The following is a 22,052-nucleotide window of genomic DNA, read 5'->3' as shown; positions in this document are numbered from 1 at the left end:
CGACACATAGCCACATGGCAAACCATACGGCGACTCTCGACGAGATCTTCGGCGCATTGTCGGACCCGACCCGCCGCGCCGTCGTCGAACGTCTCGGGCGGGGACCCGCGAGCGTCGGCGAACTCGCCGACCCCTTCCCCATGACCCTTCCGTCGTTCATGAAGCATCTGAAGGTCCTCGAGGACAGCGGACTGGTCATGACCAAGAAGACCGGGCGCACCCGCATGTGCACGCTCGACCGCCGACGCCTGCGACGACTGCAGACCTGGCTCGAACACCAGCGCACCGTCTGGACCGAACGCACCGACCGACTCGAAGCCTTCGTCACCGAACCCGAGGAGACATCATGATCGACCCCGAACTGGATCTCACCCTGCACCGCATCATCCGCGCACCGCGCCAACGGATCTGGGATGCCTGGACGCAACCCGAACAGTTCGCGAAGTGGTGGACGCCATCCCCGACGATCACCCGCGTCGACCGGCTCGAACCGCGCCCCGGCGGCGCGTTGGTCACCCAGATGAGCGACGACGGCACGACCTTCGTCCCGCACATGGACGCCGCCTTCCTCGTCGCCGAACCCAACGAGCGCCTTGTGTTCACCAACGCCATCGACAGCTCCTGGCGTCCGGCCGTACCCGCGCCCGTCCCCATGACCGCGGAGATCACCCTCACCGACCACGCGGACGGGACCGAATACAACGTCGTTGTGCGCCATGGCAATCCGTCCGACCGCAACCGTCACGACAACCTCGGCTTCTACGACGGTTGGGGTTCGGTGACCGCGGCGCTCGCCGAACTGGTGGAAAGTGAAGCCCGGCAATGAAGATCACCGTCACCGAATTCATCACCCTCGACGGCGTCACGCAGGGCCCCGGGTCGGCCGACGAGGACACCTCCGACGGCTTCACCGCCGGCGGATGGCTCGTGCCGCACATGGATGAGACCTTCATCCGGCAGGCGTCGGAGTGGCTCGACCTCGCCGGCGGACTCCTCCTCGGGCGTCGAACTTACGAGGCCTTCGCCCGCGACTGGCCGCAGATCACCGACCCCGACGACCCGTTCACAGGGCGGATGAACGGCCTCCCCAAGTACGTGGTAAGCAGCACCCTCACCGAACTGCCCTGGCAGCCCGCGACCCTCCTCTGCGGCGAGCCGGTAGAGGAGGTGTCCGCCCTGCGCTCGCAGCCGGGACGCGAACTACAGATCCACGGCAGCAACACCCTCGCCGCGTCGCTCCTCGAAGCAGGTCTCGTAGACACACTGCGCTTGGTCGTGGCCCCGACCGCACTTGGCACGGGCCGACAGTTGTTCGGTCGCAACACAACCGACCTGGGCTTCCGACTGAGACACCACACCGCGACGCCCGCAGGACTCCTGATCCTCGAGTACGAGCCGAACGGCCGAGCGGCGGTCGCGGACTACGAAGGCGTGGCGGCGGCAGTTACAGGCTCACACGAGAACTGAACGTCTAATCCCGAGTGAGCGCCGCCAGAAACATCGCGTCCGTGCCGTGGATGTGCGGCCACAGCTGCACGTGTGGGCCGTCGCCGAGCAGCTCCGGCCCGAGCTTGCCGACGGTCACCAGTGGGCGGGCATCGAGCTGACGGGCCCCGTCCACCGATGCCAGCACGTCGGCGACCACCGCGGTGGTCTCGGCGGGATGCGGCGAGCACGTCGAATACGCCACCACGCCACCGGGTTTGACCAACCTCAACGCCTCGGTCAGCAACTCCTTCTGCAGCACGACGAGCTCCTCGACGTCTGCAGCGGTTCGGCGCCAACGGGATTCGGGGCGACGACGCAGCGAGCCCAGACCGGAACACGGAGCGTCGAGCAGGATGCGGTCGTATCCCGGTTCGAGGCCACTCGATCGTGCATCGGCGACGTGGATGGTCACCGGCAGATCGTTCACGACCTTCCGGATCAGCTCCGCGCGATGCTTCGACACCTCGATCGCGTCGAGGCAGGCAGCATCGATCTCGGCGAGCGCACCGATCAGCGCGGCCTTTCCGCCGGGCCCGGCACACATGTCGAGCCAGCGGCCGGAGTCGTCGGCGACCTCGGCGACCGTGACCGCCCGCGCGATCAGCTGGCTGCCCTCGTCCTGCACACCCGCGTAGCCCTCGCGGATCGCCTCCACGTCGCCGGGATCACCGCCGGGCAGGTACACGCAGTACGGCGAGTAGTCGCCTTCCTCTCCCCCGCTGGTCAGCGCCAGCTCCTCGGCGGTGATGTAGCCGGGGCGGGCAACCAGGTGCACCGGTGGCCGCTCGTCGTCGGCGGCGAGCGCCGCCTGCAGCTGGCCGGCCGACCCCCCGAGCGCATCCCGGAACACCCCCGCGATCCAGCGCGGGTGCGCGTACTGGAACGCGAGATAGCCGACGAGATCCTCGGCGGGCGACGGCGCGAGCTCGTCGACCCACATCTCCTCGGTCTTCTGCGACACCTTGCGCAGCACGGCATTCGCGAAACCCGAAGGGCCCATCCCGTTCTCGGAACGCACGAGATCCACCGACGTCGACACCGCGGCATGTGAACCCACGCGCGTGCGCAGCAACTGGTACGCCCCGAGCCGCAGCACGTCGAGTACGGGACCGTCGATCTCCTCGACGGGACGCTTGGCCGCTGCGGCGATCACGGCATCCAGCAGCCCCTGGGCACGCGCCGTGCCGTAGGCGAGTTCGGTCGCGAATGCGGCGTCGCGACCCTCGATCTTGCGATCCCGCAGCATCTTCGGGAGAACCAGGTTCGCGTAGGCGTCCCGCTCACGAACCGCGCGCAGCGTGTCCCGCGCCGCGACGCGCGCCGGGTCGAGGTCCTTCTGCCGTAACTTTCGATCCCCACTCATCCCAGTACCGTCCCATCGGTCAGTCGTGCGCCACGGGCCCAGTCCGCGGCAGGCATCGGCTTCTTCCCCGGCGGTTGTACCGTGCCGAATTTCACCGGCGTGGAACCGGTCCCGACGAGCACCGCTTTCTTGGTCACCGCGATCGCACCCGGGGCCAGCGGTTCGGCCCGAACCGAGTCCGGCAATGACGCGTCGTCCTCGGCGACGGGCCGCACCGGGCCCACCTTGATCCGTGCGTCGTCGAGACTCGTCCACGAACCCGGCGCCGGCGTGTAGGCGCGGATGAGGCGATCGATGATGTGCGCGGGCAGATCCCAGCGGATGCGCGCATCCTCGACCTCGACCTTCGGCGCGTGGCTGACGCCGGTCGAGGGTTGCGGTTCGGGGGTGAGTTCCCCGGCCTCGATGCCGTCGAGCGTGTTGACGAGCAGGCCGGACCCGGCGTCGGCGAGACGTGCGAGCAGGTCGCCGCTGGTGTCGGTGGGCCGGATGGTCTCGGTCAGGATGCCGAACACCGGTCCGGTGTCGAGCCCCTTCTCCAGCCGGAAGGTGCTGGCACCGGTCACCTCGTCGCCCGCGGCGATCGCGGCCTGCACCGGCGCCGCCCCACGCCACGCGGGCAACACCGAGAAGTGCAGGTTGATCCAGCCATGGGTCGGGAGCGCCAGCAGATCCTCGGGCACGAGGCCTCCGTAGGCGACCACGGCCGCACAGTCCGGCGCCCAGCGTCGCAACGTCTCGGCGACGTCGGGTTCGGACATGCGGCGCGGGGTGATCACCTCGAGGCCGTGCTCGTCGGCGAGGACGCCGATCGGTGACCGCACGACCTTGCGGCCGCGCCCCGACACCGCGTCGGGCCGGGTGATGACGCCGACGACCTCATGCGACGGCGAGTCGAGCAGGGCCTGCAACGACGGCACGGCCACCTCTGGGGTGCCGGCGAAAACGATGCGCATTCATCCGATCGTAGGCGGGTCCACCTGAACCCTGATCGGCCCGGTCTGCCGGTGTGTGTTGCGCCGCGCCTGCCCGGCGGCGAGAGCCTGCGCGAGGAGTCGTCCGTGCTTGCGCGGCAACCGCACCAGGATGCGGTCCATCTCGTCGTCCGCAGCGGCCTCCCATTCGGCGCTACCGGCGGGCGGCCGCACCCCCGGCGGAAGCGGCACCGGTCCGAGAACGTCCGAGCCCTCGGGCAGCTCGAGGTGTTCGACGAAGTCGGTGATGACCTGCGTGGGACCGTCGACCGAGGCCATCGTGACCGCCGGCGGGAAACCCAGTTCCACGCGTTCACTCAACTGAATGGAGGCGAATCCGACGGGGTCCCAACGGATCAGCGCCTGAACCGGCGCGAGAGTCGAGTCGGCGACGATCACCACGCGGCCGCCCTCGCCGTGGGGCCGGACCATGCCGGCCAGGGCCATCCAGCGTCGGACGGCGTGTTCCTCCGCGCGCAGGTCGGCGCGGTCGAGTTGTGCCCAGGTGTCGACGACGATCGCTGCGCCGTAGCCGTCGGGTGCGACCGGTTCGGCACCCGGTGTGGCGACGACGAGCCGTGCGCCCGGTTCGATCTCGTCGATGATGGAGTCGCCACCGCTGGTGTGGACCGGCACACCGGCGAAGGCGCGCCCCAGTTCCTCGGCGGTGCGTCGAGCGCCGGTGACCGTGGCCCGCACTTTCGTGTTGCCACACTCGGGACAGCGGAAGGTCGGCTCCGGGCGACCACACCACCGGCAACTCAGACGCTGGTTCCCGTCCATCTGCAGCGGTCCGTTGCAGCCGCGACACCGAGCATGCTCGCGACACCGGGTACACGCCAGCGACGGCACGTAGCCGCGACGCGGCACGCTGAACACCACCGGTTGGTCGGCGGCGAACGCCGAACGGGCAGCGTCGAAGGCGACCTCGGGGATTCGCGCGGACCTCGCCATCGGATCGCGGGCGATCTGCCGGTCGTCGTCGGAGATGGCCTGCACGCGCGGGCTGCGGTGACGAACGAGCGGACGATCGGCGACGAGGTCGTGTGCCCACCCCGATGCGACGAGCGCCTGAGCCTCCGCGGTTCGGGCGAAGCCGCCGAGGACCAGTGCGCAGCGTTCCTGATGCGACCGCAGTACCGCGACCTCGCGCGGGTGCGGGTACGGCGCGCGCGGATCGGCCATGCTGTCGTCGCCGTCGTCCCAGACGACGACGAGACCGAGGTCGCGAACGGGGGCGAACACCGCACTGCGCGTGCCGATCACGAGTTTCGCCGCACCGCGTCGTGCGGCGAGCCAGCGCCGGTACCGGGCGGTGGGTCCGAGTCCGGCCGCCAGCGCCACCCCCTGATCGCCGATGAGTGGTTCGCATTCCGCCCAGACCCGGTCGAGGTCGCGTTGGTCGGGCACGATGATGATGCAGCCGCGGCCGGCCGCCAGGGTCGTCGCGGCGAGTTCGGCGAGCCGGCGGGGCCAGTCCTCCCCCGGCAGCGCCTGCCACGCCGCACGCGGGTGGCCACCGTCGGCGATCGCCTCGAAGAACGACTCGGCCAGCGGATAGCGTCGCCACGCCTCGAGGTCCGGGGCCTCGACGACGGTCGTCGGTTCCGGCGTCGTCTCCTTCTCGGTCCGCGCATGCCGGGGCGGGATGGCCAGCCGGACAACATCTCCCATGGTGCCCGCATAGCGATCGGCGACGGCGCGGCACAGCGATGCCAGTTCCGGCGACAGGACAGGCTCGGCCGAGACGACACGATCGAGCCAACCCAGCTTGCCGGGGTGATCGCTCTTCTCGATGCGGTCGAGCAGGAACCCGTCGATCAGCCGACCGGCGAACCGAACGCGGACCCGCACCCCCGGGACCGCCGTCGCATCCTGATCGGAGTCGATCAGGTAGTCGAACGGTCGGTCGAGGTGTGCGAGTCCGAGAATGGGCAGCACACGTGCCACCGGCAGCGAATCAGCCGGGACCCGTGCGCCTTTCGGGGGCAGGGACTGCGCCCTTCGCCGGTCAGAGACCGGCGGCCGCGCGCAGCTTGTCCGCGCGGTCGGTCCGCTCCCACGGGAGATCGACGTCGGTGCGGCCGAAGTGGCCGTACGCGGCGGTCGGACCGTAGATCGGACGCAGCAGGTCCAGGTCGCGGATGATCGCGAGCGGACGCAGGTCGAAGTTCTCCTTGATGACGCGCTCGATGACCGCCGGGTCGACGTGCTCGGTGCCGAAGGTCTCGACGAACAGGCCGACCGGTGCGGCCTTGCCGATCGCGTAGGCCACCTGGACCTCGATGCGGTCGGCCAGGCCTGCCGCCACCGCATTCTTGGCGACCCAGCGCATCGCATACGCGGCGCTGCGGTCGACCTTCGACGGGTCCTTGCCGGAGAAGGCGCCGCCGCCGTGGCGGGCCATGCCGCCGTAGGTGTCGACGATGATCTTGCGGCCGGTCAGTCCGGCATCGCCCATCGGGCCGCCGAGGACGAACTTGCCCGTCGGGTTGACCAGCAGACGGTAATCGGAGGTGTCGAGGGACGGCAGGCCGATCTCGGCGAGCACCGCGTCGACGACGTGCTTCTTGATGTCGGGGGCGAGGAGGTTGTCGAGGTCGATGTCGGCGGCGTGCTGGGTCGAGAGCACCACGGTGTCGAGCCGGACCGGGGTGTCGCCGTCGTATTCGATGGTGACCTGCGTCTTGCCGTCGGGGCGCAGGTACGGCAGCGTGCCGTTCTTGCGGACCTCGGTGAGTCGTCGCGACAGCCGGTGCGCGAGGGCGATCGGCACCGGCATGAGCTCCGGGGTCTCGTTGGTGGCGTAACCGAACATCAGGCCCTGGTCGCCCGCACCCTGCTTGTCGATCTCGTCCTCGGAGATGCCACTGCGGCTCTCGTGCGAGTCGAAGACGCCACCGGCGATGTCCGGGGACTGCGCACCGATGGCGACGTTGACGCCGCACGACGCGCCGTCGAAGCCCTTGGTCGAGGAGTCGTAACCGATCTCGAGGACCTTGTCCCGGACGATCTTGGGGATGTCGGCGTAGGCGGTGGTGGTGACCTCACCCGCGACGTGGACCTGGCCGGTGGTCACCAGCGTCTCGACCGCGACCCGCGCGTTCGGGTCGTCGGTGAGGATGGCGTCGAGGATCGAGTCGCTGATCGCGTCACAGATCTTGTCGGGATGTCCCTCGGTGACGGATTCGCTCGTGAACAGGCGTGACGAGGTGGTCATCAGATCCTCTCGAGATCTCGCGCGCGGATGTGTCCGGCGCCGTTTGGCAGGTGTCGGCCGGTCGGTGTGGCCGGTGGAGTCACTTTCAAAACTACGGTGCCGCTCAGGCCCCCCGACCATCAGGCACCAGTTGTCGCACTTCGTCAAGTATCCGACTCGACATGAGTGTTTTCGATCCGAAGGGCAGAGCGGTCTCGTCACCTTTGGCGGAAAGCAGCCACCCGGTGTTGTCCTCGGTGCCGAACGCCTTGCCGTCACCGACGGCGTTCACCACGAGCAGGTCGCAACCCTTGCGGGCGAGCTTGGCGCGACCGTGGTCGAGGACCCCGCCGGTCTCGTCCCCGGTCTCGGCCGCGAAGCCGACGATGACGGTCTCGGACGGAATCCGACCGTCGTCCCGCGCCTCGACCAGGCCGCGGAGGATGTCGGGGTTGGTGGTGAGCTCGATCGGGGCCGGACCCTGATCGCCCTTCTTGATCTTCGCGTCGGCCACCGCGATCGGCCGGAAGTCGGCGACGGCGGCGGCCATGATGACGACGTCGGCGTCGGCCGCGCGCTTGGTCATCTCCTCGGAGAGTTCCTGAGCCGTCGAGATCCGCACGATCTGCACGCCGGCGGGATCGCCCGGATCAGCGGTCGAACCGGCGACGACGGTGACGCTCGCACCGCGCTGCGCGGCCGCACGGGCCAGCGCGAATCCCTGCTTGCCGGAGCTGTGATTGCCCAGGTAACGCACGGGATCGAGAGGTTCGCGGGTGCCGCCGGCGCTGATGAGCACGCGGACACCGGCGAGATCGTAGGGCAGGGCGTCGGCGCGATCGAGGAGAAGCTCGCCGGTGAGCGCGATCTCCTGCGGGTCCGGTAGACGGCCGCGGCCGGAGTCGGTGCCGGTGAGCCGACCCGACGCCGGGGTCATGACCGTCGAGCCCTGCTCGCGCAGCGTCGCGATGTTGGCCTGAGTGGCCGGGTGCTCCCACATCTCGGTGTGCATGGCCGGCACGAACAGCACCGGGCACCGCACGGTGAGCAGCGATGCGGTGAGCAGATCGTCGGCGCGGCCCTGGGCGGCGCGGGCCATGAGGTCCGCGGTCGCCGGGGCGATGATCACGAGGTCGGCGCCCTGGCCCAGACGCACGTGCGCGACCTCGTCGACGTCGTCGAAGACGGTGGTGCTGACCGGGTTACCGCTGAGTGCCTCGAAGGTCGCCTTGCCGACGAACTTGAGTGCGGCGGGGGTCGGCACGACGCGGACCTCGTGCCCGGACTCGGTGAAGTGGCGGATCACCGAGCACACCTTGTATGCGGCGATACCTCCACCGACGCCGATGAGGATTCGGCGTCGCGGCTTGGTCGGTGTGGTCATCCCGACGTCGAGACTATTCGCCCTCGGTGTGCTCGAGCAGGTCGGAGTGGATCTCGCGCATCGCGATCGACAGCGGCTTCTCCTGGAGGCCCGGCTCGACCAGCGGACCGACGTACTCGAGGATGCCGTCGCCGAGCTGGTTGTAGTAGTCGTTGATCTGGCGGGCACGCTTGGCCGCGTAGATGACGAGGGCGTACTTCGACGAGGCGCGCTCGAGGAGATCGTCGATCGGCGGATTGGTGATACCCAGCGGCGTGTCGTATGCCGGTGCGTCGGCGATCTCGGTGATGTCGAAATTGGTCGGGGTGGTCACACAAACTCCTGCGTCGAGGTCTGGGATGTCAGAGAGGCTGGTCAGGTCGCGGGCGCGGTGGCCTGCTCAGGTCCGACCAGCAAGGATACCAAGTCGGAGGCCGCTCGGTCGACTTCGCTGTTCACGATGACGTGGTCGAACTCGTCTTTGGCGGCCATCTCGACCTTCGCGGTGGCCAGCCGGCGCTCGATCGCCTCGGGACTCTCGGTGCCGCGGCCGGTCAGCCGGGCGACCAGTTCGTCCCAGCTCGGCGGCGCGAGGAAGACGGTGGTCGCCTCGGGCAGTCGGGTGACGACGTTGCGCGCACCGACGAGGTCGACCTCCACCAGAACGGGCTTGCCGGCCTCCAGAGCCGCGAGGACGGGCGCGAGCGGTGTACCCGATCGCTGCAGGCCACCGTGGATCTCAGCCCACTCCAGGAGCTCGTCACCGGCGATCATCTTGTCGAAGTCCTCGGCGGACACGAAGTAGTAGTCGCGGCCGTCGACCTCACCGGGGCGCGGTGCGCGGGTGGTCGCCGAGACGCTGAAGTACAGGTCGGGCAACGCGGCGCGCACCTTGGCGACCACGGTGGACTTGCCGACGGCCGAGGGGCCGACCAAGACAATCAGTCGACCCCTCGTGCGTGCGGCTCCCGCGGTATCCGGCCGGTTGGTCACCGCCGGTCCCACGAGCTCATCACGCTGCCGTGTTCGGTTGCGATGCTCACGCTCAGGAGCTGAACTTCTCGAGCAGAGCCTTGCGCTGACGGTCGCCGAGACCGCGCAGGCGGCGGGTCGGGGCGATCTCCAGCTCGGTCATGATCTCCTGAGCCTTGACCTTGCCGACCTTGGGAAGGGCCTCGAGCAGTGCCGAGACCTTCATCTTGCCCAGGATCTCGTCGTTCTCGGCATCCTTGAGCACCTGCTGGAGATCGGTGCCACCGCGCTTCAGGCGCTCCTTGAGCTCCGCGCGGACGCGACGAGCGGCAGCTGCCTTCTCCAACGCAGCGGCGCGCTGCTCGTCAGTCAACTGGGGAAGGGCCACGGGTTCCTCCGTCTTTCGTTCTTGATTGGGACTGTCATCGTCCGCCCTGAGGCGTCCGACGGCTGTTGCCACACTGGCGGCGCTGCGTCGTCTTCGCAACGATGCGGTCGGGTGGGGTACCCGTCCGGCACCACCGATTGTTGGCGGCGAATGCGACCGTACCGACGTGAGCAGGCATTTGCGAGCGCGACCCCCCGTTTTCGCGGTGTTTTCTCATGTTGTAGTGCACTGCAGCAGTCCGCTCCGGCCCTTCAACCCTTCACTCAGTGTTGCAGCGCTCTGACTACGGGTTTTACCAGGAACCTGCAGGTCACGGCGATGACGCCATCCGCGCAGGTCGGTAGCAATGCGAAAGACACGCGATCGCGTGATTCACTTGCTGAGACGGATGTGACTGGAGTGATGTGACCAGATTCGTCCGGAATTCGATCGCGTTTCGAGCGTGTCGCGCGCTTCCCCGGCGTAGCGCCGGGCCTGCGTCGTCTCAGCCCAGCGCGGCCTCGACCTCGTCGCGCGCCTGCATGAACGCGTCCCGTAGAGCGGCGACGTCGGGACCCGCCCGCAGCACGCCACGCGAGCTCGCCGGCAACACCCAGGCCGGGTCGGCATCGTCGAAGACCACCTTCAGGTCCTCGGCGGTGGCGCCCTGAGCACCCAGGCCGGGTGCCAGGATGGGGCCGTTCAGGCCGGCGAGGTCGAGTCCGTGTTCGCGGGTCGCGCCCACGACGAGACCCACGGTGGCCGTGCCGTCGGCGTTCTCGGCCGCAGCGGCGTCGACGATGGACTGGGCTACCGTCCGCTCCCCTGCCATCGCCTTCTGCACGTCGCCGCCCTCCGGGTTCGAGGTTCGTGCCAGGACGAACACGCCGCGCTGCCCCGCACGAGCCAGATCCAGTGCTGGACGCAGTGATTCGTACCCGAGGTAGGGCGAGGCGGTCACCGAGTCGGCGCAGAGCGGCGAGGCGTCGGCCAACCAGGCCTGCGCGTAGGCAGACATGGTCGAGCCGATGTCACCGCGCTTGGCGTCGGCGATCACCAGGGCACCCGCCTCGCGGCAACCCGCGACGACCCGTTCGAGCACCGCGAAACCCGCGGCGCCGAACGGCTCGAAGAAGGCCACCTGCGGCTTGATCACCGCCGCCGACGGGGCCAGCGCCTCGACGCAGATGTCGGCGAAGCGCGACAACCCGTCGACGGACACGTCCAGACCCCAGTCGGTCAGCAGCGCCGCGTGCGGGTCGATGCCCGCGCACAGGCGTCCGCGTTCGGCCGTCACCTGCCGGTAGCGGGCGCCGAAACCGGACGCCCCCATCATGCCGACACCACCGTCATGACCGGCCGGCCATGTCCGCGTGGCGTCGCTGGATCGAGCGCACCGCGACGTCGCCGTTGATCGCGGCCTCGATGCCCTGGACCGCGGCGCTGGCACCCTGCACCGTGGTGATGCACGGGATGTTGACCGAGACTGCCGCACTGCGGATCTCGTACCCGTCGACGCGCGGGCCGGAGTTGCCGTACGGGGTGTTGATCACCATGGTGACCTCACCGGCGCGGATGATGTCCACAACCGTGCGCTGTCCCTCGGCGGCCTCGAAGTGCTTGAGCACGGTCTCACACTTGATGCCGTTGCGGCGCAGCACATCCGCGGTGCCCTCGGTCGCCAGGATCTCGAAGCCGAGGTCGGCGAGATGCTTGACCGGGAAGATCAGCGCGCGCTTGTCCTTGTTGGCAACCGAGACGAAGATCTTGCCGCTGGTCGGCAGCGAACCGTACGCGGCGGTCTGCGACTTCGCGAACGCGCGACCGAAGTCGGCGTCGATGCCCATGACCTCACCGGTCGACTTCATCTCGGGGCTGAGCAGGTTGTCGACACCGCTGCCGTCGTGGCGACGGAACCGGTTGAACGGCAGGACCGCTTCCTTCACCGAGATCGGCGCGGTCGCGGGAGCCTCGCCGCCGTCTCCGGTCTTCGGCAGGATGCCCTGCTCGCGCAGTTCGGCGATCGACGAGCCGAGCATCACGCGGGCACAGGCCTTGGCCAGCGGCACCGCGGTCGCCTTGGAGACGAACGGGACCGTCCGGCTCGCGCGCGGATTCGCCTCCAGCACATAGAGGACGTCGTCCTTGAGCGCGTACTGCACATTGAGCAGACCCTTCACGCCGATGCCCTTGGCGAGCGCCTCGGTGGAGGTGCGGACCATCTCCAGGTCGGCGCGGCCGAGGGTGACCGGCGGCAGCGCACACGCGGAGTCGCCGGAGTGGATACCGGCCTCCTCGATGTGCTCCATCACGCCGCCGATGTAGACCTCGTCGCCGTCACACAGGGCGTCGACGTCGATCTCCACCGCGTCCTCGAGGAAGCGGTCGACCAGCACCGGGTGGTCGGGGGTCAGTTCGGTGGCACGAGAGATGTAGTCCTCCAGGGACTTCTCGTCGTACACGATCTCCATGCCGCGGCCGCCCAGGACGTACGACGGACGCACCAGCACCGGGTAGCCGATGCGGGCGGCGGTGTCGCGGGCTTCGGCGAAGCTGGTCGCGGTACCGAATGCCGGGGCCGGCAGGCCGGCCCCGGTGAGCACCTTGCCGAACTCGCCACGATCCTCGGCGAGGTCGATGGCGGCCGGGCTGGTGCCGACGATCGGGACACCCGCCTCCTCGAGGCGGCGTGCGAGACCCAGCGGGGTCTGGCCGCCGAGCTGCACGATGACGCCGGCCACGGTGCCCGACTGGGATTCGGCGTAGTAGACCTCGAGCACGTCCTCGAAGGTCAGCGGCTCGAAGTACAGACGATCCGCGGTGTCGTAGTCGGTCGAGACGGTCTCCGGGTTGCAGTTGACCATCACGGTCTCGTACCCGGCCTCGCTCAGGGTGAGCGCGGCGTGGACACACGAGTAGTCGAACTCGATGCCCTGACCGATGCGGTTGGGGCCCGAACCGAGGATGAGCACCTTCGGCCGATCCGGCTGCGGTGCGATCTCGCTGGTCGCCGCGGGATCGAGCTCATAGGTCGAGTAGTGGTACGGCGTCTTCGCCTCGAACTCGGCCGCACAGGTGTCGACGGTCTTGAAGACCGGGCGCACACCGAGCGACAGACGATGCGCGCGCACGGCGGCCTCGTCCTCGAACTCCGGACGGAGGGCAGCGATCTGACGGTCGGAGAAGCCGTTCGACTTCGCCTCGCGCAGCAGCGCCTCGTCGAGGGTGTCGGCGTCGCGGATCTCCGCTCCGAGCGCGGCGATGCCGCCGATCTCGGCCAGGAACCACGGGTCGATCGCGGTGGCCTCGTAGAGCTCCTCGATCGTGGCGCCGGCGTCGAAGGCCAGCATCAGCTTGTACAGACGCCCGTCCTTCGGCGTCCTGATCTCCTCGAGCAGCGCGGGCAGATCGACGGTCTTGGGGTCGGGCCGGTCGGCCTCCACCCAGAAGCCACCGGCCTTGGTCTCCAGCGAACGCATGACCTTGCCGAGCGCCTCGGCGAAACTGCGGCCGAGACTCATGGCCTCGCCCACCGACTTCATCGTGGTGGTCAGCGTGTCGTCGGCGCCCGGGAACTTCTCGAACGCGAACCGCGGCGCCTTGACCACGACGTAGTCGAGCGTGGGCTCGAAACAGGCCGGGGTCTCCTTGGTGATGTCGTTGACGATCTCGTCGAGGCTGTAGCCGATGGCCAGCTTCGCGGCGATCTTGGCGATCGGGAAGCCGGTCGCCTTCGACGCCAGGGCCGACGACCGCGACACACGCGGGTTCATCTCGATCACGACGAGGCGGCCGTCGCGCGGGTCCTGGGCGAACTGGATGTTGCAGCCGCCGGTGTCGACGCCGACCTCGCGCAGGATGTCGATCGAGAGGTCGCGCATGATCTGGTACTCGCGGTCGGTGAGGGTCATCGCCGGGGCGACGGTCACCGAGTCGCCGGTGTGCACGCCGACCGGGTCGAGGTTCTCGATGGAGCAGACGACCACGACGTTGTCGCGGTTGTCGCGCATCAGCTCGAGTTCGTATTCCTTCCAGCCGAGGATCGACTCCTCGATGAGGACGTTGGCGGTCGGCGAGGCGGCGAGTCCGCCACCGGCGATGCGGTCGAGGTCCTCGTCGTTGTAGGCCATGCCCGAACCGAGGCCGCCCATGGTGAACGACGGGCGCACGACGACCGGGAAGCCGAGCTCGGCGACGGTCTCGCGGACCTCGTCCATGGTGTGGCAGACGCGGGAGCGGGCGCTCTCGCCGCCGACCTTCTCCACGATGTCCTTGAACATCTGGCGGTCCTCGCCGCGCTGGATGGCGTCGAAGTCGGCGCCGATCAGCTCGATGCCGTACTTCTCCAGCGAGCCGCGATCGTGCAGTGCGACCGCGGTGTTCAGCGCGGTCTGCCCGCCGAGGGTGGCGAGCACCGCGTCGATGGGATGACCGGCGTCGCGCTCGGCCTCGATCACCTTCTCGACGAACTCGGCGGTGATGGGCTCGATGTAGGTGGCGTCGGCGAACTCCGGGTCGGTCATGATCGTCGCCGGGTTGGAGTTCACCAGGCTGACGCGCAGGCCCTCGGCCTTGAGCACGCGACAGGCCTGGGTGCCCGAGTAGTCGAATTCACAGGCCTGGCCGATGACGATCGGGCCGGAGCCGATGACCAGGACGTGGTTGATGTCTTCGCGGCGCGGCATCAGGCACTCGCTCCTTGCGCACGGTCACCCTCGAGCAGGGTGACGAATTTGTCGAACAGATTCGCGGCGTCGTGGGGCCCGGCGGCCGCCTCCGGGTGGTACTGCACGGAGAAGGCGCGGCCGGAGAGCAGCTCGAGACCCTCCACGGTGCCGTCGTTGGCGCAGACGTGGCTGACCCGCGCGCGGCCGAAGTCGGAGTCGAACTCCTCCCCCGCCTCACCCTCGAGTGCGAAGCCGTGGTTCTGCGAGGTGATCGAGACCTTGCCGGTGGCGTGGTCGACAACCGGGATGTTGATGCCCCGGTGCCCGAACTTCATCTTGTAGGTGGACCGGCCGAGGGCCCGGCCCAGGATCTGGTTGCCGAAGCAGATGCCGAACAGCGGCAGATCCCGGCCGAGAACGCCGCGGGTGAGCTCGACGACGTCGTCGGCGGTCGCCGGGTCACCGGGCCCGTTCGACAGGAAGACACCGTCTGGCTTGAGGTCGGCGATCGCGTCGAGGGCGACGTTCGCCGGCAGCACATGGGTGCGGACGCCGCGCTCGGCGAACATGCGCGGGGTGTTGGTCTTGATCCCGAGGTCGATGGCCGCGACGGTGAACCGGTGCTGGCCGACCGGCTCGACGATGTAGCCGTCGGTGGTGGTGACCTCGTCGGCGAGCTTGGCGCCCTTCATGTCCGGCTGGTTGCGCACCCGGCCGACGAGTTCGTCGGTGTCGGCCAGTGCCGGTCCGGAGAAGATGCCGGCCTTCATCGAGCCGTGGTCGCGGAGGATGCGGACCACGGTGCGGGTGTCGATCCCGCCGATGCCGACGATCCCCTGTTTGACGAGTTCGTCCTCGAGGGAGGTGGTGGCGCGCCAGTTCGAGACGCGACGCGTGGGATTGCGCACCGCGTATCCGGCCACCCAGATCTTGCCGGAGTCGCCGTCGACCCCGGTGCTGCCCGCGCTGCCGGTGCTCTCGCCGTCCTCGGTGTTCCAGCCGGTGTTGCCGATCTGCGGCGCGGTGGCCACGACGATCTGCCGGTGGTAACTCGGGTCGGTCAGGGTCTCCTGGTAGCCGGTCATCGCGGTGCAGAACACCGCTTCACCGAGGGTCTCGCCCACTGCGCCGAAGCTCCGGCCGGTGAACACCTGGCCGTTCTCCAGCACCAAGACCGCTGTGTTCATTCCTGTGTCCCCTGTCCACTGTCATGCTGCCCGGCAAAGGCATTCACCCAACCGGGATAGATCGATTTGTCGTCTGCGCGGATTCCCGAGTCGATCTCGGTGCCGCTGGGCAGGACCCACCGGATCACCAGGACACCGTCGGCGCTCATGACCTTGCCCGCGATGCCGCGCTCGGTGCGGACCGCCGTGATCGCCTCACGCGGAATCCAGATGTCGCTTGCACCCTGACGGGTGATCAGGATGCCCGCGGCGAACTCGGCGATCGTCGCCGACGCGCGATCGGAGATGTCCCCGACGGCGACGCGGTTCTGCCAACTCGGTGCCATCGTGGAACCGAGGTAGAGGCCGGTGTCGGGGCCGCGCTGCTCCGCCCCGAGATCGGCCGGGGTGGGCGGAAGTTCGCCGATCAGCTCGGCCTGCGCCGCCTGCTTCTTCTTGTTGCCGGTGATCAGCAGGTAGAACATCGACAGCAGGCCGAGCACGATGAGCACGCACACGCCGATGAACCACGCGTTGAACACGAACCTGCCGTAGCCGAGCACGGTGCCGATCACCGAGGCGACCACGACGAGCACGAGGATGCCGGGGATGAGGCCGCGTCGGGCCCGGAGGTTCATCGGGTCACCCGGCCCTCGCGGGTGGTGACCACGCCGCGCAGGACGGTGGCGGTGATGCTCGCCGGCATCGTCATCTCCTCGAACGGGGTGTTGCGCGACAGGCTGGCCAGTTCGTCGCCGCGGACCACCCACGAGGAGTCCGGGTCGACGACGGTGAGGTTGGCCGGCTCACCGACCTCGATCGGGCGGCCCTGATCGGCCAACTCGACGATCTGCGCGGGCCGTTCGCTCATCACCCGTGCGACGCCGCGCCAGTCGAGGAGTCCCGGCTTGACCAGGGTCTCGACGACGATCGGCAGGGCGGTCTGCAGCCCGAGCATGCCCGGCTTGGCCTGGGCGAACTCGCAGCACTTCTCCTGCGCGGCGTGCGGCGCATGGTCGGTGGCCACACAGTCGACGATCCCATCGGCCAACGCCCGACGCAGGGCTTCGGTGTCGCGAACCTCGCGCAGCGGCGGATTGACCTTGTTGACCGGGTCGTAGGTTTCGAGTCTCGAGTCGTCGAGGAGCAGGTGATGCGGGGTCACCTCGGCGGTGATCGCGATCCCCTGGTCCTTGGCCCAGCGCAGCAGCTCGACGGTGCCCTCGGTCGAGGCGTGGCAGATGTGGATGCGGGCGCCGGCGTCGCGGGCGAGCAGCGCGTCGCGGATGACGATCGACTCCTCGGCGGCGCGTGGCCAGCCGGCGAGGCCCAGGCGGGATGCGGTGGGGCCCTCGTTGGCGACGGCACCGACGGTCAGGCGCGGCTCCTCGGCGTGCTGCGCGATGAGCACGCCCAGACCGGTCGCGTACTCCAGGGCGCGGCGCATGAGCAGCGGGTCGTCGACGCATTTGCCGTCGTCGCTGAACATCCGGACGCCCGCGGCGCCGGCGTTCATCATGCCCATCTCGGCGAGCTGGCGGCCCTCGAGTCCGACGGTGACCGCACCCACCGGGTAGACGTCGACGAGGCCGACCTCGCGGCCGGAGCGCCATACGTTGTCGGTGACGGTCGAGTTGTCGGCGACCGGGCTGGTGTTGGCCATCGCGAAGACCGCGGTGTACCCGCCCAGGGCGGCGGCCTCGGAGCCGGACCGGATGGTCTCGGTGTCCTCGCGGCCGGGTTCGCGCAGATGCGTGTGGAGGTCGACGAAACCGGGCAGCAGCACCCCGCCCTTGCCCTCGATTCGCTCGGCGCCCGCGGGTGCGGACAGTTCGGGGCCGATCTCGGTGATCACGCCGTCGACGACGAGAACGTCGACCGGCTCACCTTCGCCGTAGGGGCGAACATCACCGAGCAGGACGGTTCCGGTTGCCGGGGCGGTCACTTGCGAACTCCTGACGTGCTGGGGGTGGGCGTACTCGGTGTCACAGCTGGGCTCCCGCCGAATCGGAGCCGACGAGGAGGCGGAAGAGCACCGCCATGCGGACGTGCACGCCGTTGCGGACCTGGTCGAGGACGGTGGCCTTCGGCGAGTCGGCGACCGACCAGCCGATCTCCATGCCGCGCAGCATCGGGCCGGGGTGCAGGACCACCGCGTCGTCGGAGAGCATCGCCAGGCGGCGGTCGTTGAGACCGAAGCGAACCGCGTACTCGCGGGGGCTCGGGAAGAACCCGCCGTTCATCCGCTCGGCCTGCACGCGCAGCATCATCACCGCGTCGACGGCGGGCAGTTCGGCGTCGAGGTTGCCCGAGACGGTGACCGGCCACTCGCCCACTCCCGCCGGGAGCAGGGTCGGCGGGGCGACGAGGACGACCTCGGCACCGAGGGTCGACAGCAGGTGCGCGTTGGACCGCGCGACGCGCGAGTGCACGACGTCGCCGACGATCGCGATGCGACGCCCGTCCAGCGACCCGAGCCGCTGGCGCAGGGTGAGCGCGTCGAGCAGGGCCTGCGTCGGATGTTCGTGCGTGCCATCACCGGCATTGATGATCGCCGGGCCCTCACCGTCGGAATCGGTGGTCCAGTCGGCGATCTGGGCGGGCGCACCCGAGGCGGGGTGGCGGACGATCAGCGCGTCGGCGCCGGCGGCGTGCAGGGTCTTGACCGTGTCCCGCAGCGATTCGCCTTTGCCCACCGAGGAACTCGACGCGCTGACGTTGATGACGTCGGCGCTCATCCACTTGCCGGCGACCTCGAAGGAGACGCGGGTGCGGGTCGAGTTCTCGTAGAACACCGTCATGACGGTCCGGCCGCGCAGCGTCGGGAGCTTGCGGACCTCGCGGCCCGTCAGTGCCTGCTCGAAGCGCTCGGCGTCATCGAGGAGCGCGGTGGCCTCGTCGCGGCTGAGATCCTGCGTGGAGAGCAGATGCCGCATCACGAATCACCCTCGGCGGCAACGACATCGGCGCCGGAACTCAGGACGACCTGGTCGATCCCGTCGTGTTCGGTGAGGTGAACCGACACCTGCTCGTCTCGAGCGGTGGGGATGTTCTTGCCGACATAGTCGGCGCGCAGCGGCAATTCGCGGTGGCCGCGATCCACCAGCACCGCGAGCTGAACCGCGGCGGGGCGACCGAGATCACGCAGCGCGTCGAGCGCGGCGCGGACCGTGCGTCCGGAGTAGAGCACGTCGTCGACGAGGATCACGATCGCGCCGTCGACGCCACCGGCCGGGACCATTGTCCGTTCGAGTGGGCGATGGGGCTTACCGCGCAGATCGTCGCGGTAGAGAGTGATGTCGAGGTAGCCGACCGGCACCTCGACATTGGCGAACTCGCCGATCTTGGAACCCAGGCGGGTTGCGAGAGACGTTCCGCGAGTGGGAATTCCAATGAGAACGACGCGCGGGGCGTCGGGCGAGTCCAGTGCTGTCTTCTCGATAACCTGGTGTGCGACACGAGCAATCGTGCGCGACACGTCAGCGGCATCGAGCAGCACCCTGGGGGCGGGGCTGGCCAAAGCCGACCTCCTTCTCCGCCTCGCAGGACGGATCGTTAAAGGATGTCTGTCTCGCGACACTTTACACCGCCTGGCGAGACAGACGAATTCCCGCGACCTGCGCCACAGCAAGCGGTCCCGGTCGCGAACACGACCGGGACCGATGACATGAGATCTTCGGTACTACTCGGCGTCACCCGACGGCCGCGGCTCGGCCGACGCGGCGGCACGGACCTGCGGCGCGAGCTCGGCGATCTTGGCGAGCACACCGTTGACGAAGGCCGGCGAATCATCGGTGGACAGCTCCTTGGCGAGCTCCACCGCCTCGTCGACCACCACGATGGTGTCGACGTCGAGCGAGTTGAACAGCTCCCAGGTCGCCAGGCGCATGATGGCGCGGTCGACGGCGGGCAGACGCTCCAGCGTCCACTCCCGCAGATGGGAGGAGATGACCGCGTCGATCTGGTCCTGATCGTCGGCGAGACCGTTGATCACCGTGGCGGTGTAGTCGTGGATCGAGCCGACGCTCTCGTCGCTGCGGACGTACTCACGGCGTTCGGCGACGAGCTGCGCGGGGCTGACCTTCTTGGCCTCGGCCTCGAAGAGAAGGTCGACCGCGCGCCGCCGCGCCTTGTGTCGGGTTCCGGGTTGTTTCACAGGTCAGGAGTTGACGCGGCCGAGGTAGCTGCCGTCACGCGAGTCGACCTTGAGCTTGTCACCGGTGTTGATGAACAGGGGCACCTGGATCTCGGCACCGGTCTCCAGCGTGGCGGGCTTGGTGCCGCCGGTGGAGCGGTCACCCTGCAGACCCGGGTCGGTCTGGGCGACGACGAGCTCGACGGTGACCGGGAGTTCGACGAACAGCGGGTTGCCCTCGTTGAGCGAGACCTGGACGGTCATGTTCTCGAGCAGGAAGCGTGCGCCGTCGCCGACGACGGCCGGCGGCAGCGAGAACTGCTCGTAGTCCTGTGCGTCCATGAAGACGTAGTCGGTGCCGTCGTTGTACAGGAAGGTCATGTCCCGACGGTCGACGGTGGCGGTCTCGACCTTGACGCCGGCGTTGAAGGTCTTGTCGACGGTCTTGCCGCTCAGCACGTTCTTGATCTTGGTGCGCACGAACGCGGGGCCCTTGCCCGGCTTGACGTGCTGGAACTCCTGGATCTGCCAGAGCTGGTCGTCCATGCGCAGCACGAGGCCGTTCTTGAAATCGGCGGTGGTCGCCATGTGGTGTTTCTTCCCTTGCAGTCAGATGACGGTGAATGTCTTGTCGGTGGTGGTCAACAGTTCCGGGTCGCCTTGTGTGACGACCAGGGTGTCCTCGATCCTGACCCCACCCCATCCGGGTAGGTACACACCGGGCTCCACGGTGACCGCAGCACCGCATGGCAGTGTACCCGCAGCGAGTTTGCCGATTCCCGGCGCTTCGTGGATCTCGAGGCCCACGCCGTGGCCGAGGCCGTGCACGTAGTGGTCGCCGTGCCCCGCCTCGTCGATGACGTCGCGCGCGGCGGCGTCCACCTGCCGTAGATCCGCACCCGGGCGCAGAGCCGCCCGTCCGGCGGCCTGCGCGGCGGCGACGAGGTCGTAGATGTCGCGTTGCCAGTCCGCAGCGCGACGCAACACGAAGGTGCGGGTCATGTCGGAGTGGTACCCGCCGACGACTGCACCGAAGTCGATCTTCACGAGATCGCCGTCGGCCAGTGCGGTGTGCGTGGGCCGGTGATGCGGGATCGCCGAATGCGCACCGGCGGCCACGATGGTCTCGAACGCGATGCCGTCGGCGCCGAGGCGGTACATCTCGAACTCCAGCGCACGGGCGGCCTGACGTTCGGTGGTGCCGGCACGCAGGACGCCGTCGGCGATGATCTGGGCGAGTGCGGCGTCTCCGATCGCGCAGGCGGCACGCAGCAGCGCGATCTCCCCCGCGTCCTTGACCGAACGCAGCGCCTGCACGACGCCGGTGAGGCCGACCAGTTCGACACCGGAGTCCTCGGTCGATGCGGTCAGGGCACGGTGGCCTGCGACGGTCTCGGCGTCGGCCTCGAAGCCGATCCGCGACGCACCCGCGGTTCGCGCGTGGACGACCAGCGCCGGCACGCAGGCCCGTTCGATGACGGACTCGACGTCCGGCACCTGCGCGGCGACCTGGGTGAGGTAGCGGCCGTCGGTGGCGATCCGGTCCCCCGCGGGATCGGACACGTCGATGAGAACCGCCGCGTTGGACCCCGTGAAGCCGGTCAGATAGCGGACGTTGACGAGGTCGGAGACCACGAACGCCGACACCTGCTCGGCGTCGGGACGCTCACGTAACTGGCTCCGCAGCCGGTCTCGCCGGGCTGCTGTGTCGTGGATGATCGGCACCCGGGCAACGCTACGGCGGGACGACGCACAGTGCGAACCCGGCACGCTGGACCGGCCGGATCGACCGGGTGTGTCGGCGATCACGGCACAGATGCGTAGTATGACGCGCATGTCTTCGTGGTTGGTACGCGGTCTGACGATGACCGCCGTTCACGTCCTCGCCCGGATCCTGCTCGGTGTCGCGGTGGTCGAGGCCCCGCTGAACTCCACCGTGTGGCGCACCGTCACCATCGCGGCGGTCGTCCTCATCGCCTTGGTCTGGGGCGGTTTCGACGGCATCCGTGATGCCCGCGCCAACCCCGATCCGGACGACTACGAGGACCTCACCGTCCGCTGGCTGAAGGCGGGTGTCATGGCCGGTGTGATCGCCGGACTGATCTCCTGGATCCTCGGCAACACGGTCCTCGCCGGCATCGGCCAGGCCGGCCTGTTCGTCGAGCTGATCGCCGGCGCCTCGTTCACCGCGCTGCTGGTGTTCGTCCCGGCGTTCGTCGGTGCGGCCATCGGCCGCTGGCTGATCCGCCGCGACCAGAACAAGGGCGCCCCCGAGGACGACTGGTCGGTCCACGAGGACCGTCACGCCGACGCGACCGCGCAGTAGAGCCGGTTCGCTCGTTTCTGGCCGAGTAGCGG

The 22,052-nt window shown here is 68.9% G+C and carries 22 protein-coding genes; 4 read left to right on the top strand and 18 right to left on the bottom strand.

Annotated elements, in window-relative coordinates:
* Positions 1–14: 14 nt before the first annotated feature.
* From GOALK_RS02490 to GOALK_RS02480, 3 genes are read left to right on the top strand one after another with little or no spacing between them, the layout of a single operon-like run.
* Positions 15–350, top strand: a complete 336-nt coding sequence (locus GOALK_RS02490) for an ArsR/SmtB family transcription factor (protein ID WP_006357212.1) — start codon at positions 15–17, stop codon at positions 348–350.
* Positions 347–826, top strand: coding sequence for an SRPBCC domain-containing protein (locus tag GOALK_RS02485; protein ID WP_006357211.1), 480 nt, complete (start codon positions 347–349; stop codon positions 824–826). The genes GOALK_RS02490 and GOALK_RS02485 overlap by 4 nt, the downstream gene beginning before the upstream one ends.
* Positions 823–1,467: a dihydrofolate reductase family protein gene (locus GOALK_RS02480; protein WP_006357210.1), complete on the top strand. Its 645-nt coding sequence runs from the start codon at positions 823–825 to the stop codon at positions 1,465–1,467. Before GOALK_RS02485 ends, GOALK_RS02480 begins: the two co-directional genes overlap by 4 nt.
* A 4-nt stretch (positions 1,468–1,471) precedes the next feature.
* On the opposite strand, the gene GOALK_RS02475 is transcribed toward GOALK_RS02480, so the two are convergent.
* The 18 genes from GOALK_RS02475 to GOALK_RS02390 form a co-directional block, all read right to left on the bottom strand.
* On the bottom strand, positions 1,472–2,851 hold the full coding sequence (locus GOALK_RS02475; RefSeq protein WP_006357209.1) for an RsmB/NOP family class I SAM-dependent RNA methyltransferase: 1,380 nt from the start codon (positions 2,849–2,851) through the stop codon (positions 1,472–1,474).
* Positions 2,848–3,807: a methionyl-tRNA formyltransferase gene (fmt, locus tag GOALK_RS02470; protein WP_006357208.1), complete on the bottom strand. Its 960-nt coding sequence runs from the start codon at positions 3,805–3,807 to the stop codon at positions 2,848–2,850. The genes GOALK_RS02475 and fmt overlap by 4 nt, the downstream gene beginning before the upstream one ends.
* Positions 3,808–5,766 (bottom strand): primosomal protein N', encoded by a 1,959-nt coding sequence (locus tag GOALK_RS02465; RefSeq protein ID WP_006357207.1) that lies wholly within the window; start codon positions 5,764–5,766, stop codon positions 3,808–3,810.
* 70 nt (positions 5,767–5,836) lie between these two features.
* Positions 5,837–7,045, bottom strand: a complete 1,209-nt coding sequence (gene metK / locus GOALK_RS02460; protein ID WP_006357206.1) for a methionine adenosyltransferase — start codon at positions 7,043–7,045, stop codon at positions 5,837–5,839.
* Positions 7,046–7,148: 103 nt separating this feature from the next.
* Entirely contained in the window at positions 7,149–8,408 is a 1,260-nt protein-coding gene (gene coaBC / locus GOALK_RS02455; protein WP_006357205.1) for a bifunctional phosphopantothenoylcysteine decarboxylase/phosphopantothenate--cysteine ligase CoaBC, read from the bottom strand.
* Between the two features lie 13 nt (positions 8,409–8,421).
* Positions 8,422–8,721, bottom strand: a complete 300-nt coding sequence (gene rpoZ / locus GOALK_RS02450) for a DNA-directed RNA polymerase subunit omega (RefSeq protein WP_006357204.1) — start codon at positions 8,719–8,721, stop codon at positions 8,422–8,424.
* A 41-nt stretch (positions 8,722–8,762) separates the two neighbouring features.
* Positions 8,763–9,392, bottom strand: a complete 630-nt coding sequence (gmk, locus tag GOALK_RS02445) for a guanylate kinase (RefSeq protein WP_006357203.1) — start codon at positions 9,390–9,392, stop codon at positions 8,763–8,765.
* A 40-nt stretch (positions 9,393–9,432) separates the two neighbouring features.
* On the bottom strand, positions 9,433–9,747 hold the full coding sequence (gene mihF, locus GOALK_RS02440; RefSeq protein WP_004021989.1) for an integration host factor, actinobacterial type: 315 nt from the start codon (positions 9,745–9,747) through the stop codon (positions 9,433–9,435).
* A gap of 484 nt (positions 9,748–10,231) precedes the next feature.
* Positions 10,232–11,062, bottom strand: coding sequence for an orotidine-5'-phosphate decarboxylase (gene pyrF, locus GOALK_RS02435; RefSeq protein ID WP_035751488.1), 831 nt, complete (start codon positions 11,060–11,062; stop codon positions 10,232–10,234).
* Between the two features lie 13 nt (positions 11,063–11,075).
* Complete coding sequence (gene carB, locus GOALK_RS02430; protein WP_006357201.1) at positions 11,076–14,411, bottom strand: carbamoyl-phosphate synthase large subunit; 3,336 nt, start codon at positions 14,409–14,411, stop codon at positions 11,076–11,078.
* Complete coding sequence (gene carA / locus GOALK_RS02425) at positions 14,411–15,580, bottom strand: glutamine-hydrolyzing carbamoyl-phosphate synthase small subunit (RefSeq protein ID WP_006357200.1); 1,170 nt, start codon at positions 15,578–15,580, stop codon at positions 14,411–14,413. The genes carB and carA overlap by 1 nt, the downstream gene beginning before the upstream one ends.
* Entirely contained in the window at positions 15,577–16,197 is a 621-nt protein-coding gene (locus GOALK_RS02420) for a PH-like domain-containing protein (protein ID WP_006357199.1), read from the bottom strand. Before GOALK_RS02420 ends, carA begins: the two co-directional genes overlap by 4 nt.
* On the bottom strand, positions 16,194–17,504 hold the full coding sequence (locus tag GOALK_RS02415; RefSeq protein WP_006357198.1) for a dihydroorotase: 1,311 nt from the start codon (positions 17,502–17,504) through the stop codon (positions 16,194–16,196). Before GOALK_RS02415 ends, GOALK_RS02420 begins: the two co-directional genes overlap by 4 nt.
* Before the next feature lie 40 nt (positions 17,505–17,544).
* Positions 17,545–18,495 (bottom strand): aspartate carbamoyltransferase catalytic subunit, encoded by a 951-nt coding sequence (locus GOALK_RS02410; protein ID WP_006357197.1) that lies wholly within the window; start codon positions 18,493–18,495, stop codon positions 17,545–17,547.
* Entirely contained in the window at positions 18,495–19,079 is a 585-nt protein-coding gene (pyrR, locus tag GOALK_RS02405; RefSeq protein WP_006357196.1) for a bifunctional pyr operon transcriptional regulator/uracil phosphoribosyltransferase PyrR, read from the bottom strand. The genes GOALK_RS02410 and pyrR overlap by 1 nt, the downstream gene beginning before the upstream one ends.
* 162 nt (positions 19,080–19,241) lie before the next feature.
* Entirely contained in the window at positions 19,242–19,715 is a 474-nt protein-coding gene (gene nusB, locus GOALK_RS02400; RefSeq protein WP_006357195.1) for a transcription antitermination factor NusB, read from the bottom strand.
* A gap of 3 nt (positions 19,716–19,718) precedes the next feature.
* On the bottom strand, positions 19,719–20,282 hold the full coding sequence (gene efp, locus GOALK_RS02395; protein ID WP_006357194.1) for an elongation factor P: 564 nt from the start codon (positions 20,280–20,282) through the stop codon (positions 19,719–19,721).
* A 21-nt stretch (positions 20,283–20,303) separates the two neighbouring features.
* The gene (locus GOALK_RS02390) at positions 20,304–21,419 is read right to left on the bottom strand and encodes a M24 family metallopeptidase (protein ID WP_006357193.1); all 1,116 of its coding nucleotides are present in this window, start codon (positions 21,417–21,419) and stop codon (positions 20,304–20,306) included.
* 109 nt (positions 21,420–21,528) lie between these two features.
* Here GOALK_RS02390 and GOALK_RS02385 point away from each other — a divergent pair, with 109 nt between their 5' ends.
* Entirely contained in the window at positions 21,529–22,020 is a 492-nt protein-coding gene (locus tag GOALK_RS02385) for a B-4DMT family transporter (RefSeq protein ID WP_006866341.1), read from the top strand.
* Positions 22,021–22,052: the final 32 nt, after the last annotated feature.

It is taken from the genome of Gordonia alkanivorans NBRC 16433 (assembly GCF_000225505.1).
Classification (GTDB): domain Bacteria; phylum Actinomycetota; class Actinomycetes; order Mycobacteriales; family Mycobacteriaceae; genus Gordonia; species Gordonia alkanivorans.
Note: the sequence above shows the minus strand (reverse complement) of the source record. Positions and strands in the feature narration are given on the sequence as shown.

Coding starts and splice junctions, on each gene's coding strand:
- GOALK_RS02385 (WP_006866341.1), top strand. CDS start 21,529: ATGTCTTCGTGGTTGGTACGCGGTCTGACGATGACCGCCGTTCACGTC.
- pyrF (WP_035751488.1), bottom strand. CDS start 11,062: ATGATGGGGGCGTCCGGTTTCGGCGCCCGCTACCGGCAGGTGACGGCC.
- GOALK_RS02485 (WP_006357211.1), top strand. CDS start 347: ATGATCGACCCCGAACTGGATCTCACCCTGCACCGCATCATCCGCGCA.
- carB (WP_006357201.1), bottom strand. CDS start 14,411: ATGCCGCGCCGCGAAGACATCAACCACGTCCTGGTCATCGGCTCCGGC.
- GOALK_RS02410 (WP_006357197.1), bottom strand. CDS start 18,495: ATGCGGCATCTGCTCTCCACGCAGGATCTCAGCCGCGACGAGGCCACC.
- efp (WP_006357194.1), bottom strand. CDS start 20,282: ATGGCGACCACCGCCGATTTCAAGAACGGCCTCGTGCTGCGCATGGAC.
- metK (WP_006357206.1), bottom strand. CDS start 7,045: ATGACCACCTCGTCACGCCTGTTCACGAGCGAATCCGTCACCGAGGGA.
- coaBC (WP_006357205.1), bottom strand. CDS start 8,408: ATGACCACACCGACCAAGCCGCGACGCCGAATCCTCATCGGCGTCGGT.
- carA (WP_006357200.1), bottom strand. CDS start 15,580: ATGAACACAGCGGTCTTGGTGCTGGAGAACGGCCAGGTGTTCACCGGC.
- fmt (WP_006357208.1), bottom strand. CDS start 3,807: ATGCGCATCGTTTTCGCCGGCACCCCAGAGGTGGCCGTGCCGTCGTTG.
- GOALK_RS02475 (WP_006357209.1), bottom strand. CDS start 2,851: ATGAGTGGGGATCGAAAGTTACGGCAGAAGGACCTCGACCCGGCGCGC.
- GOALK_RS02490 (WP_006357212.1), top strand. CDS start 15: ATGGCAAACCATACGGCGACTCTCGACGAGATCTTCGGCGCATTGTCG.
- GOALK_RS02480 (WP_006357210.1), top strand. CDS start 823: ATGAAGATCACCGTCACCGAATTCATCACCCTCGACGGCGTCACGCAG.
- GOALK_RS02420 (WP_006357199.1), bottom strand. CDS start 16,197: ATGAACCTCCGGGCCCGACGCGGCCTCATCCCCGGCATCCTCGTGCTC.